General features: G+C 55.7%; 10 protein-coding genes. 9 read left to right on the plus strand and 1 reads right to left on the minus strand.

What is annotated here, in order from left to right; all coding sequences use genetic code 11:
• Nucleotides 1-113: 113 nt before the first annotated feature.
• The gene (locus OH144_RS09490; protein ID WP_266206062.1) at nucleotides 114-1,166 is read left to right on the plus strand and encodes an FUSC family protein; all 1,053 of its coding nucleotides are present in this window, start codon (nucleotides 114-116) and stop codon (nucleotides 1,164-1,166) included.
• Here OH144_RS09490 and OH144_RS09495 read toward each other — a convergent pair.
• Complete coding sequence (locus OH144_RS09495) at nucleotides 1,163-3,478, minus strand: GH92 family glycosyl hydrolase (protein WP_266206063.1); 2,316 nt, start codon at nucleotides 3,476-3,478, stop codon at nucleotides 1,163-1,165. The two genes, OH144_RS09490 and OH144_RS09495, sit on opposite strands and share 4 nt — an antisense overlap.
• A 179-nt stretch (nucleotides 3,479-3,657) precedes the next feature.
• On the opposite strand from OH144_RS09495, the gene namA reads away from it, so the two are divergent.
• The 8 genes from namA (at nucleotide 3,658) to OH144_RS09535 (ending at nucleotide 13,615) form a co-directional block, all read left to right on the plus strand.
• Nucleotides 3,658-4,731 (plus strand): NADPH dehydrogenase NamA, encoded by a 1,074-nt coding sequence (gene namA, locus OH144_RS09500; protein ID WP_266206064.1) that lies wholly within the window; start codon nucleotides 3,658-3,660, stop codon nucleotides 4,729-4,731.
• 55 nt (nucleotides 4,732-4,786) lie between these two features.
• Nucleotides 4,787-5,071 carry a GNAT family N-acetyltransferase gene (locus OH144_RS09505; RefSeq protein WP_266206065.1) on the plus strand — a complete coding sequence of 95 codons (285 nt, stop codon included), beginning with the start codon at nucleotides 4,787-4,789 and terminating at the stop codon, nucleotides 5,069-5,071.
• 119 nt (nucleotides 5,072-5,190) lie between these two features.
• Nucleotides 5,191-6,837, plus strand: a complete 1,647-nt coding sequence (locus OH144_RS09510; RefSeq protein ID WP_266206066.1) for a M1 family metallopeptidase — start codon at nucleotides 5,191-5,193, stop codon at nucleotides 6,835-6,837.
• A 499-nt stretch (nucleotides 6,838-7,336) separates the two neighbouring features.
• Entirely contained in the window at nucleotides 7,337-8,005 is a 669-nt protein-coding gene (locus tag OH144_RS09515) for an RNA polymerase sigma factor (RefSeq protein WP_266206067.1), read from the plus strand.
• A gap of 203 nt (nucleotides 8,006-8,208) precedes the next feature.
• Entirely contained in the window at nucleotides 8,209-9,258 is a 1,050-nt protein-coding gene (locus OH144_RS09520; protein WP_266206068.1) for an aldose epimerase family protein, read from the plus strand.
• Nucleotides 9,259-9,445: 187 nt separating this feature from the next.
• On the plus strand, nucleotides 9,446-10,855 hold the full coding sequence (locus OH144_RS09525) for a sugar MFS transporter (protein WP_266206069.1): 1,410 nt from the start codon (nucleotides 9,446-9,448) through the stop codon (nucleotides 10,853-10,855).
• A gap of 194 nt (nucleotides 10,856-11,049) precedes the next feature.
• On the plus strand, nucleotides 11,050-13,341 hold the full coding sequence (locus tag OH144_RS09530) for a patatin-like phospholipase family protein (RefSeq protein ID WP_266206070.1): 2,292 nt from the start codon (nucleotides 11,050-11,052) through the stop codon (nucleotides 13,339-13,341).
• 52 nt (nucleotides 13,342-13,393) lie between these two features.
• Nucleotides 13,394-13,615, plus strand: a complete 222-nt coding sequence (locus tag OH144_RS09535) for a hypothetical protein (RefSeq protein WP_266206071.1) — start codon at nucleotides 13,394-13,396, stop codon at nucleotides 13,613-13,615.
• Nucleotides 13,616-13,677 lie beyond the last annotated feature (62 nt).

A 13,677-nucleotide genomic window follows, 5' to 3' on the forward strand; every position in this document is an offset into this window, starting at 1 on the left:
ACGCCCTTAGTATTTGCATCGTTGAGTTTCAAACTCCCCCATACTTTATACCTTTGCAGCGCCGGCAGCTGCTCCATTAATAACCTTACCAGCGGCCACAGGTATAGCAGAACATGCCCAGAGCCATCGACTTCTTTGCCCGTATCGGGCTCTCGCTCCAAATTGTAAAAACGGCGCTGGCCGCTGCCGTTTCCTGGCTGGTGGCCACTGCCGTGCTTGGTGCCGAGTACCCTTTCTTTGCGCCACTGGCCTCTATTCTAACCGTGCAGGTTACCGTAGCCGACTCCGTGGAGAAAGCCACGCAGCGCATCATCGGCATTATCGGCGGTGTGTTGGTCAGCCTGCTCATCGGGCACTGGTTCAGCGTGAGCAGCTTCTCCATTTTCCTGGCGATTATCGTTGGCATGGGAATTTCCAAGGCGCTTCGGATGAATCCGCAGGTTGTGTCGCAGGTGGCGGTGAGTTCGTTCCTGGTGCTGGCTTTTGGGCTGCAGGAAGAGGGCTATGCCCTGGACCGTGTGGTAGAGACGGTAGTAGGATCGGTGGTGGCGGTGCTGATAAATGCGCTCATCGTACCGCAAAACGCCATCCCCGAGGTGGAGAACAGCATGATTGCCTTAGGCGAGCAGGGTACCCGAACGCTGGCTTTCCTAGCTTCGCAGCTGCGGCAAACCGAGAAAGGGCAACTGGTGGGCCGGCAGGAAACAGATGCGCTCATTGCCACCACCGAGCAAAGTATAAAATCACTGCAGCTAGCCGAGCAGAGCCTGAAGTATAATCCCTTTCTGACGCACAAACGCACCCACCTGAGTAGGCTCGCCATCGGCGTGAAGCGGCTGGAGCACATCACCACCCAGATCCGGGGTATCCGCCGCGGCATCGCTGACCTTAACTCCGCCCGCATTTTTGAGGCTAACCTGCAGGATACGCAGGCGCTGCAACAAGCCATGGAGGCCACAGCCGCCTGCATCACCCTGTTCAGCCATACGATGGTAGGGCCCACGGAGCGCCACCGCCCCGCCTTGCTGGCAAGTATACGGGAGGCTGAGAAACTGCAAAAACAGTGCCTTGACACGCTGCGCAACATCAACACGAACCGCGCCCTGCGGGACGTGGGTAGCATCCTGACCGACCTGAGCCGGATCTTGGCAGAGGCCGCCCGTTAAGGCATGCTTACCTGCTTCCTGTTCGGCTTAGCCCCCATATAAAAGGTAAGCTCGCCGCCGTTTGCCAACTCCGAATGGGTGAGGAAGCTGCGGTTTAAGGGTTTGCCGTTCAGCTCCATTCGCTGCACATATACATTCCTGTCGCTCTGGTTTTTGGTGCGGATGGTAAAGGTCTTACCGTTCTCCAGGTTTATACTTGCCTCTTTTACAGCCGGGCTGCCAATGGCATACTGTTCCGAGCCTGGCGCTACCGGATAGAAACCAAGCGCACTGAAAATATACCAGGCGCTCATCTGTCCGCAGTCGTCGTTGCCGCCCAGCCCATCTACTGTCGGCTTATACATGGCTTTGAGGATCATGCGCACCCGCTCCTGCGTTTTCCAGGGGGCGTCGGTCCAGTTGTAGAGGTAAGCCACGTGGTGCGACGGCTCGTTACCATGCACATAATTGCCGATGATGCCCTCGCGGCTGATGTCCTCGGTGTTGGCAAAGTACTTATCCGGCAGCTCCATGGTAAAGAGTGAGTCGAGGTGCTGCACAAAGCGCTGCTTGCCGCCCATCATGCTGATCATCTGCGCCGGGTCGTGTGGCACGTACAAGCTGTAGTTCCAGGAGTTGCCTTCAATAAAACCCTGCCCGTGCGTGTCCAGCGGATCAAACTCCTGCTTCCAAGTGCCGTCACTCAGCTTGGGGCGCATGTAGCCGGTGCGGGCATCGTACACATTTTTGTAGTTCTGCGCCCGCTGCATAAACTCCTTATAGATCTCCTGCTTGTCTAGTTTTTTGGCCATTTGGGCAATGCACCAGTCGTCGTAGGCATACTCCAGTGTCTTGGATACGGAGGAGCCGCTCTTATCCTCCGGCACGTAGCCCATGTCCATGTAGTAGCCCAGGCCATCGTAGTAGCGGGTGCGGGCGGTGGTCACGCAGGCTTCCAGCGCTCGCTCCACGTCAAAATCGGCATTTCCTTTCATCACGGCATCGGCAATTACGGGCACACTGTGGTAGCCGATCATGCACCAGTTCTCGTTGGCGTGGTGCGACCACACGGGCAGCATTTTGTGCACGCTCTGGTCGTAGTGGGCCAGCATGCTTTTGACCATGTCGGCATTGCGCTTGGGCTGCACAATGTTGAAGAAGGGGTGTAGCGCCCGATAAGTGTCCCAAAGCGAGAAGGTGGTGTAGTTCGTAAAGCCATTCGCCTGGTGGATGTTCTGGTCCAGCCCACGGTACTTGCCGTCCACATCCATGTAAGTGGTTGGCCCCAGGAAAGTATGGTACATGGCGGTGTAGAAGTTCACCAGGTCATCGGAGCGGAGCGCCTTTACCTGTATCTTGTTGAGCTCCTGGTTCCAGAGCGCCTGGCTTTGCTGCTTTACCTGCTCAAAGTCCCAGCCCGGCACCTCAGCCTGCATGTTGGCCAGTGCCCCCTCGGTGCTGACCGGCGAGAGGGCGAACTTCACCTGCAGCTGCTCCCCTGCCTGCACATCAAAGTTAAAATAGGCGCGCAGCTTGGTGCCGGCAAACTCCGGGAAATCCTTCGTCTGGTCGAACTTACGCCAGAAGCCTTTGTATACCTGCGGCTCCGAGAAATCCTTGTTGCCATAGCTCTTGATCGGCTTGCTGAAGGACATGGCAAAGTATACCGTGCGGGTGCGGGCCCAGCCGTTGGTCTGGCGGTAGCCAGTTACGAGGGTATCGTTCTCCACGCGCACAAAGGTCCACACGTTTTTGCCGTCGTAGTTATAGATGCCGTGCATCAGGTCCAGGATCACGTGCGCCTCCTCGGTTTTTGGGAAAGTATACTGGTGCATGCCCACGCGGTTGGTGGCGGTGAGTTCGGCGGTGATGTTGTGGTCGTCGAGCTGTACTTTATAGTACCCCGGTTCGGCAAATTCATTTTGGTGAGAAAAAACGGAGCGATAGCCGCTCTCGGGCCGATCTTCGGTGCCCGGATTTAGCTGCAGCTCGCCGGTGGTGGGCATCAGCAGGAAATCCCCCAGGTCGGAGTGACCGGTGCCGCTGAAATGCGTGTGGCTGAAGCCGACAATGGTGGGGTCGTCGTACTGATAACCCGCGCAGTATTTATAGACATCCTTGTTATACTTGCCATCCACCGCATACGGTATGGTATCGGTGTCGGGACTAAGCTGCACCATCCCGAAGGGCACGGTGGCACCGGGGTAAGTATGGCCCATCTTGGCCGTACCGATCATGGGATTCACATACTTTACCAGGTCCTGCGGGCTTTTAGACTGTGCCATCGCCAGCAGGGGCAGCAGGAGAAGTACCGTCAGAAATGTCTTTTTCATACGTTAGGGGAGCTTATACTTTAGAGCGAATCGCTAAAGATAAAATTTACTTTATTAAACTCCTCTTCCACAGTATAAAAGCTACGGCTCCGGCGAGGTGCCGGCCATCCAACCTCAAACCTTATAAAGTGGAAGCTGTTAAGCAGGGAATAACCATACACAAACGAAGAACAAATACCATGTCTATACTTTTCTCCCCCCTCACCCTCCGGGGCATCACCTTTAAAAACCGTATTGCCGTGTCGCCCATGTGCATGTACAGCAGCCAGGATGGCTTCGCTACCGATTGGCACCTGGTACACCTGGGCAGCCGGGCCGTGGGTGGCGCCGGACTGATTATTGCAGAGGCCACTGCCGTCGTGCCGGAAGGCCGTATTACGCCGCACGACCTGGGCATCTGGAAGGATGAACACATCGAAGGGCTGCAGCGCATTACGAATTTTATCTCCGAGCAAGGATCCGTACCGGGTATACAGCTTGCCCACGCGGGCCGTAAAGCCAGCCACCGCCGCCCCTGGGAGGGCGGAGCAGCCATACTTCCGGAAGAGGAGAACGGCTGGCAAACCGTGGCCCCCAGTGCTATTCCGTTCTCTGAGGAAAACCCGGTGCCGCACGAAATGACGCTGCAGGAGATCGAGGATTTTAAGGATGCTTTTGAAGCTGCTGCCATACGTTCGCTGAAGGCAGGTTTTAAAGTGATCGAGATACATGCCGCACACGGCTACCTGCTGCACGAATTCTATTCCCCGCTCAGCAACCAGCGCACCGATAAGTATGGCGGCTCCTTTGAGAACCGCATCCGGCTGCTGCTGGAGGTAACCGAGCGGGTGCGGCAAGTATGGCCGGAGGAGCTGCCGCTGCTCGTGCGTATCTCGGCCACCGACTGGACGGATGGCGGCTGGACCGGCGAAGACTCCGTGGCGCTGGCCAAAGAACTAAAGAAGCTGGGCGTAGATCTGATCGACTGCTCCACCGGGGCCAACGTGCCACGCGCATCCATACCCGTTGGGCCTGGCTATCAGGTGCCATTTGCCGAGCAGGTGAAGCAGCAGGCAGGTATACCGACAGGCGCCGTGGGCGTGATTACGGAGGCAAGGCAGGCGGAGGAGATTCTGGCAAAGGGGCAGGCCGATATGGTGCTGCTGGCTCGCGAGCTGCTCCGCGACCCATACTTCCCGATGCACGCTGCCCTGGAACTAGGTGCCGAGCACGCCTGGGCACCGCAATATGAACGCGCCAAGCCCCGCTCCTAGCCCGAACAAGTATACCCAGCGGCCGTTAAAGTATCACATCCTAATACCTATAAGTATGAGCGCAGAAATAATTCATGATGAGGAAGACCTCCGGTTCTACATACCCTTCGGAGAGGAAGAGGCGGAACTGACCTACTCTTACACCGAGGACAAAATCCTCGACTTTGAACATACCTTTGTGCCGGACAGCCAGCGTGGCAAAGGCCTGGCAGGCAAGCTGGTAAAGAAGGGGCTGGAGTTTGCCAGGTCGAATAAATACAAGATCATCCCCTCGTGCCCGGTGGTGGAGGCCTACATTGAGCGCTACCCGGAGTACAAGAAGATCGTGCATCCTGTTTAAGGTATAAATTGCAATGGCATTGTTGCCATACTTCATAAAACAGCTATCTTAGCTACTACATCCTGCTTAAAGTAATTTAGGCAGGATGTTTTTTTGATGATCACCCTTAAAACGTATTTATGAAAACTCCTCACATAGTCCGTACACTGGCGCTGGGCGGCATACTTTCCCTGGGTGCCACAGCGGTGCAGGCGCAGGAATATACCCGCCAGGACACACTGCGCGGCAGCATTACCCCAGAGCGCGCCTGGTGGGACCTCTCCTTTTACCACCTCAACGTGGCTGTAAACCCGCAAGACAGCAGCATCTCAGGCAGCAACACCATCCGCTACAAAGTGCTGGAGCCGCAGCAGCGCATGCAGGTGGACCTGCAGCCTCCTATGCGCATCCAGCGGGTAACGCAGAACGGCAAAGAGCTACAGGTGCAACAGGACGGAAATGCCTGGTTTGTGCAGCTGCAGGAGCCACAGCAAGTGGGCCAGGAGAAAGAGGTTGAAGTATACTTTGGCGGTAAACCACAAGTCAGCGTAAACCCGCCCTGGAGCGGCGGTATTACTTGGGCCCGGGACGCCAACGGCAATCCCTGGATAGCCAACTCCAACCAAGGCGACGGCGCCAGCCTCTGGTGGCCCAACAAGGACCACATGTACGACGAGCCGGACAGCATGCGCATCAGCGTGCGGGCGCCGAAGGGTTTGATGGACGTGAGCAACGGCCAGCTGAAGGGCGTGCAGGAGCATCCGGACGGCAGCAAGACCTACACCTGGTTTGTAGCCAACCCGATCAACAATTATGGCGTGAACCTGAGCATCGGTGATTATGCCCACTTCTCTGACACCTATCTGGGCGAGAAAGGAGAATTGGACTTGAACTTTTACCCGCTAAGCTACAACCTCGAAAAGGCTAAAAAGCAGTTTACGCAGACACACCAGATGCTGCAGGCCTTCGAGCACTGGTTCGGCCCCTACCCTTTTTATGAGGATGGCTTTAAGCTGATAGAGGTGCCGTACCTGGGCATGGAGCACCAGAGCGCGGTAACCTATGGCAACGGGTACCAAAACGGCTACCGGGGCCGCGACCTGAGCGGCACGGGCTGGGGACTTAAATTCGACTTCATCATCATACACGAGGCGGGGCACGAGTGGTTTGCCAACAACATCACTTACAAGGATGCCGCTGACATGTGGATACATGAGAGCTTCACCAACTACTCCGAGTCCCTTTTCCTGGATTACCACTACGGCACCAAGGCGGCGAACGAGTACGTGATCGGGCTGCGGAACATCATCCAGAACGACAAGCCGATCATTGGCGTGTATGGTGTTAACAAGGAAGGCTCCGGCGATATGTACCCGAAAGGAGCTAACATGCTGCACAACCTGCGCCAGATCACGAACAACGATGAAAAGTGGAGAAGCATCCTCCGCGGCCTGAATCAAGAGTTCTACCACCAGACGGTAACCACGCAGCAGATCGAGGACTACCTGAGCCAGCACATCGGGCGCGACCTGACACCGGTGTTCGACCAGTACCTGCGCGATGTGCGCATTCCGAGGCTGGAGTATAAAGTAGATGGCAAAAAGCTGCAGTACCGCTGGGCCAACGCAGTAGACAACTTCGACATGCCGGTGAAAGTATACCTGAACGGCAAGGAGCAATGGCTGGAGCCAACCACCCAGTGGCAGGAGTTGAAGGTAAAGAAGAGAACCAAGGTTGAGGTGGATCCGAACTTCTATGTAACAGCGCAAAACACGAAGGCAGCCTAACCCTGCCGTATTATACCCCTAGAACCACCGCCCTGCCTGCCGGGGCGGTGGTTCATCTTTCAGGGGGAGCATGTCAAGCCCTTTTATACTTGCGGCGGCAACAAAGCCTAAACTTTCCCTCCTGCTCATAACTATCTCAGGTAAAAGGTGCACTATTCCTTTTGGTTGCCTATACCTGGGAAGAATCCTCGCCCCTCGGGCCGTCCTCTTTTCATTGAAGAAAAAAAACGCCTCTACAGCGCCTAAAGCCAACTGTAGCAGGTGAGTACACACCCAGTGTTTAAACAACTTTTTAAGTACCAGGCCGCATTATTTTAATTATATATTTATATTGATAAATTTGAGGGATTCTGGCTCCTAGAGCGTTGTGCTCCTAGTCTTTGGCATAGTCGGAGACGCGATGGGCAGGAACTAGGTAGCAGAAGTATGAGGTACGGGTGCCTCAGCCGCTGGGGCAGAAGCACTCAGGCATCAGAGTTGGACAAAAACTACGGTTCGCATGGAAGAGCTGGAAATATGGAATAGGTTTAGGGAAGGTAGTGAGGCTGATTTTACCCTCTTGTACAGGCGCTATGCACCCGTAATGCTACGCTATGGGCAACGCCTTACCTCAGACCCTGATCTGGTGAAGGATAGTATACAGCAGGTTTTCTTTCAGGTATGGAAAAGCAGGCAGAACCTTTCTGCTCCGCCCAGCGTGAGAAACTACCTGCTGAAGGCCTTCCGCTGTGAGCTGGTTAAAAAAGCTACCTTTAAAAGCAGGCACGAACCCCTCCCCGACGACGCAAAGATGGGCATGGAGGCTTCGCATGAGGCTGAACTCATCCAACTGCAAACCTCCGAACTGGACAGGCAGAAGGTTCACCTCCTGCTCAAGAACCTGCCGGAGCGGCAGCGCGAAGTGATCTTTCTGAAATATTACACCGGGCTGCAGTACGATGAGATCTCCGATATCATGGGCATCGACCAGAAATCGGTGTATAAGCTCACCTATAAGGCCATCGATAAACTGCACAAGCTCTTTCATGGGAAGGAACAGGAGGATACGTCTTCTATACGCAAACGTGTGCGCGGTTTGGCCAGCAGCCTGAGCTCCGCCTCAGAGGCACCTGCCAACGAACTGGATTCGTTAGGCGGCAGCCGCTCACTAGCGCTTAACTTTGAGTAAGCCCGGCCCTATTTCTCTCGGAAACTACCGTTATCGCCTCCCTTGGTGTTGGCTTTTAACGCGAAACCCTCTAACTTATCCCCCGGTTATACGGATGCTGGCAACAGGTTCTTTTCTTGCTAACACTGTCTCTTTGCCGTTGCGGCCACAAAGGAGAGGCACAGCAGCAGGTTGCCGGCCAAAACAACTACCGAAATCATACTATGGATATAAAGAAAGAAGCCTTTGGCAGCGCCCCGGACGGGCAACAAGTATACCTGTACACCCTTACAAACCAGCGGGGCATTACGGTGAAGATCACCAACTATGGCGCCATCGTAACCTCCTTTATAACACCGGATAAGCAGGGCGAACCGGGAGACGTGGTGGCTGGCTTTGATGAGTTGAGTGGCTACATCCCCAACAACCCACACTTTGGCGGTGTGGTGGGTCGCTTTGCCAACCGCATTGCCCAGGGCAGGTTTACGCTGGATGGGCAGGCACATATTTTACCTGTAAACGATGCGCCACATCACCTCCACGGCGGCAACAAAGGCTTTGACCGGGTCGTGTGGCAGGCTGAGGAGCTACCGCAGCAGAATGCTCTGAAGCTAACGTACCGGAGCCCTGACGGGGAGGAAGGCTACCCTGGCAATCTGACAGCCACCGTGGTTTATACGTTAACAGACGACAACGCCCTACGGATTGACTACAGCGCCACGACGGATAAAGCCACTCCGGTAAACCTGACGAACCACAGCTATTTTAATCTCTCGGCGGGGAAGGCTAAAGATGTGAGCGGGCACCTTATCCAGATCAATGCGGAGCAGTACACCCCCGTGGACGACACCTTTATACCGACCGGGGAGCTGGCAACGGTGGCAGGCACGCCTATGGACCTGCGGCAGCCACAGCTGGTAGGCAAGCACCTGCACGAGATCGCGGGCGGCGGGTACGACCACAACTATGTGCTGAACCTGGGCAACGAAAGGATAGTGAAGGCCGCTGAAGTATACGAACCTGCCTCGGGGCGCGTGCTGGAAGTATACACCACCCAGCCGGGCATTCAGTTCTACACCGGCAACTTCCTGGATGGCTCCCTGACAGGCAGAGACGGCAGAAGGTATACCAGGCACTATGCCTTCTGCCTTGAGACGCAGCACTTTCCGGACTCACCGAACCAGCCTGCTTTCCCGGATACCATACTCAGGCCCGGCGAAGTATATGAGCAGACGACCATCTACAAACTATCCGTTAGAAAGCAGGGACAGTAACCTATACTTTTGTAGTGCAATAAACTCGTGCAACAGCTAATTTTAAAGTGTAAATTGCCCGCTGCTGCAAGGTTTGCTGCGTAAAAAAGGAGGCATCTTCTTTCCCTTAAACCCGCTGCAGCTCGACAATCATGCTGCCCGCGCAGATCCTATCAAAACCTAAACAAGTATAAACTTACGTATTACTATGGCTGGCACTTCGCACACCAATGTTAAAACACCCGCTTCGCAGGAAGTAACCGAGAACTACAGAGGTCCTCTGGTTACCGTAACCCTTCTCTTTTTCATGTGGGGGTTCATCACCTGCCTCAACGACATCCTCATACCGAAACTACAGCAGGTGTTCACGCTGGAGCTATGGCAGGCGATGCTCATACAGACAGCTTTCTTCGGGGCTTACTTCTTCGTCTCGCTCCTATACTTTATCCTCTCCATCACCAAAGGAGACCCTATCCGCCAGATCGGGTACAAAAACGGCATCATTGTCGGGCTGATCGTGGCGGCGGTGGGCTGTGCGTTGTTTTACCCGGCGGCCTCTACGCTGAGCTACGGCTTCTTCCTCGGCGCTTTGTTCGTGCTGGCCTCGGGCATCACCATCCTGCAGATAGCGGCTAACCCCTATGTGGCCATACTTGGCCCGCAGGAAGGAGCTGCCAGCCGCCTGAACATGACGCAGGCCCTGAACTCGCTGGGAACCACGGTGGCCCCTATCATTGGCGGTTACCTTATCTTCGGTGCGGTAAACGCTACGGACACCGGTGCCGACTCCGTGAAAATGCCGTACCTGGGCCTGGCTGCCACCCTGCTGGCCATCGCACTGCTCATTAAAGTCTCGAAGCTGCCCAGCATACAGAACACAGACGAGATTACGCCAGGCGCAGGCGCCCTGCGGTACCGCCACCTGGTGCTGGGCATCATCTGTATTTTTGCCTATGTGGGTGGTGAGGTAGCCATTGGCAGCGCGCTCATTAACTTCTTCAGGCTGCCGGAAATTGCCGGCCTGGAGGAGGCAGAGGCCGGGCACTTCCTAGCCTTTTACTGGGGAGGTGCCATGGTGGGCCGATTCTTTGGCGCCGTAGCCCTCTCTAACTCGAAAAACGCTGGCGGAAAGTATATCGTGATGGGCGGCATTGCGGCAGTGGTATTTGTGCTATTATACTTTGCCTACGGCTTAAACGAGGCCCTGATTGTGCTGGGCCTGATCGCCCTGAATTTTGCCGTGCTAATGTTGGGCCGCTTTATCCCGAACAGAACACTGGGCTACTTTGCCGCCACCGTGGTCGTGCTGCTGCTCATTACCAGCTTTGCCTCCGGCGCGGTGGCCATGTGGTCGGTTATTGCCATCGGCCTATTCAACTCCATCATGTTCCCAACGATCTTCACGCTGGCTATCAAAGGCTTGGGCGTGCATACCAGCCAGGCCTCTTCGCTGCTGGTGATGGCTATTGTGGGTGGCGCCATTGTGCCGCCGCTGCAGGGCGCCGTGGCCGACATTACCGGGGACCTTCAAATATCGTTCCTGGTGCCGCTGGTGTGTTACCTCTACATCATGTACTATGGTTTCTCCGGATCAAAGATTACTGACGAGACGATCTAAGTATAAACTTTTTCTTTTAAAAAGCCGGCCTGCACCCACAGGCCGGCTTTTTTATGGCCCACTGCCCAGAAACGAGTTCATCCTTTAGCAGCTTGTACAGAAATGCTTATCTTTCCGCTTTCAGGATGCTCCATACTCCAGCCCATACTTTTATAGTTTAATAGAGAGGCATCCGCGCAACCCGACACTACCTGATGAGCCGCTATCTCCTTTTCCTACTGCTGCTGCTTTATACCTGCATGCCTGCGCGGGTAACGGCTCAGGCATGGCCAGAGCGCCCGGCCAAGCGCCCGAAGATCGGGCTGGTGCTGAGCGGTGGCGGAGCAAAAGGCATGGCGCACATCGGATTCCTGAAAGTCATGGAAGAGGCCGGCATTCGCCCGGATTATATCACAGGCACCAGTATGGGCAGCCTGGTGGGTGCCCTGTATGCCCTCGGATACTCGCCCGACGAAATAGAGGAGATAGCGCTGCGCCAGGATTGGGAGATGCTGCTGAGCAACCAGGTGCCCTTAAGCCAGATCGCGATGGAAGAGAAGGAGTACTACGGCCGCTACCTGCTCGAGCTCCCCGTCAATGGCACCCGGATCAGCTTCCCGAGCGGGCTTATCGAAGGGCAGGCGCTGAACAACCTGCTCATTCGGCTTACGCGCGGGGCGCACAACATACGTGATTTCAGGCAGCTGCCCATCCCCTTCGCCTGCCTGGCCACCGACCTGGCCACAGGTGAGAAGGTTGTGCTGCAGCAGGGCTTCCTGCCGGAGGCCCTGCGGGCAAGTATGGCTATCCCCACCGTGTTCACACCCATCAAAATTGATGGCCGAATGCTGGTAGATGGTGGCCTGGTGCAGAACTTTCCGGTGCAGGAGGTGCTCGACATGGGGGCTGATTTTGTGATCGGCGTGAACGTGGGCAGTGGCCTGGAGCCGGAGAAGAACCTGAAATCCATGCTGGATGTGCTGGTGCAGGCCACCTTCTTTACCAGTGCCGCTAACCTGGAGAGCGAGAAGAAAAAAACGGACTTCCTGATAGATATTCTCCCCTACCTGGAAGGTTACAAGACCGGCAGCTTCGCCGATGCGGAGAAAGTCATCAGGATTGGGGAGCATGTGGCACGGGAGTACGAGGACAGCCTGCGCGCCCTGGCGGCGTACATGCACTCGTTCCGGGAGCCGATGCACCACTCTGAACGCAGTAGCCTGGAGGATTCGGTAAAGGTGGGCAAAGTGCTCATCAGCGGTACTAACGCCACCCCACGGCGTATTCTGCGCCGCCGACTGCGCCTGCAGGAGAACGAGCCCACTACCATCGGCACCATCGAGAACCGCATCGAGATCCTTTACGGCACCGGTCATTTTAACAAGGTTTCCTACGCCTTGGTGCCCACCGACAGCAGCCACATGTTGCAGGTAAATGTAGAGGAGGCAGCAGAGGGTGCCCTCAAAACCGCCATCTACTACGATTCCGAAAACCGGGCCGGGGCTACCGTTAACTTTACCCGCCGCAACCTGTTCTGGCAGGGCTCCCGCTTTGTGGCCGAGGTAGACCTGGGCCAGAACATCCGCAGTGATGTAAATTACCTCAAGTACATGGGCTACCGCTACCACATCGCCGCCAAACTGGGGAGCCAGTATTATAAAAACGACATCTCAATTTTTAACGAGAGTGGCAACAAAGTGGCCATCCTGCAGCAGAACACCAACTTGGGCACCCTGGGCTGGCAAACCACCACCAACAACGCCTGGACACTGGGGCAGCAACTCGAGTACAAACTCGCACGCCTTTACCCGCAGGTGGCCGGGCAGATCACCCTGGATTCGCTAACGGTGGATATCAGTACGCTGGAGCAACTGAAGGTGCGTAACTGGACCTTTTCTACCTTCTTCCGCCTGAACACGCTGGACCGGCCTGCCTTCCCCACCCGCGGCTGGAAGGCTGAGGTGCAGGGCAGCTATATCTTTGGCAACCGGTTTACCATCCGCGCCCGGCAAGGGCAGCAGGACCTGGAGAACAGTATCCCCAGCGATATTGCCCCCTACTTCCGTGTCTCGCTCAGGGCGAACGGTGTGGTGCCGCTGCGCCGCAATCTCAGTTTGCTCCTGCGCCAGGGCCTGGTCATGTACACTAGTAATGACCTGCCTGTGGGCGAGGAGAGCCTGATAGGAGGCTATACTTCGGTGCTGCCCAACATGGTGGAGTTCCGCGCTGCGGAGCCTTTTGCCTACTCTGCCGACAACCTGGTGTACACGGGCTTGGGCCTGCAGGCGGAGCTTCGGAAGAAGCTATACTTTCAGCTTAGCTCCACTCTGATGAACACCAGCCTGCTGCACGGCTACCGCACCCTGCGCGGCGAAACCACCCGCCTTGGCTACAGCGCCACCCTTGGCTATCTCACCCATGCAGGCCCCATTACGGCAGGCATTGCCCACGAGAGTCGGTCTGACTGGCGTGGCTTTATCAGCCTTGGGTTCAGGCTGCCGTGGTAATGTCCTATTCGTAGGATTAAGTTAAAGCAATGCAGACGCTAGCAGGGCCGCAATGGCAGGAGCCGTTCACACAGACGTCAAAATCAAGGGAGGCCATTGCATAGGGGTTGCCTCGGGCAATAAGCCTGCCTCCATCAAAGTGCAGCTTAGAAGTATAAAGGGAGACAAAACGGATGTGAAGGATTTAGTTGGTATCATTACCGTTACCTTCAGCGACCCATACTGTGGCCATGGCCACGCGAATGCTTTCAGAGCTGTACCTTCGGAGAAGTAAGAGTATAGCAACTCGTAAAAAAACCTTCCTGATAGTTCCGTGAAGGTTTTTCATACTTCGCT

Source organism: Pontibacter kalidii (assembly GCF_026278245.1).
Lineage (GTDB): Bacteria > Bacteroidota > Bacteroidia > Cytophagales > Hymenobacteraceae > Pontibacter > Pontibacter kalidii.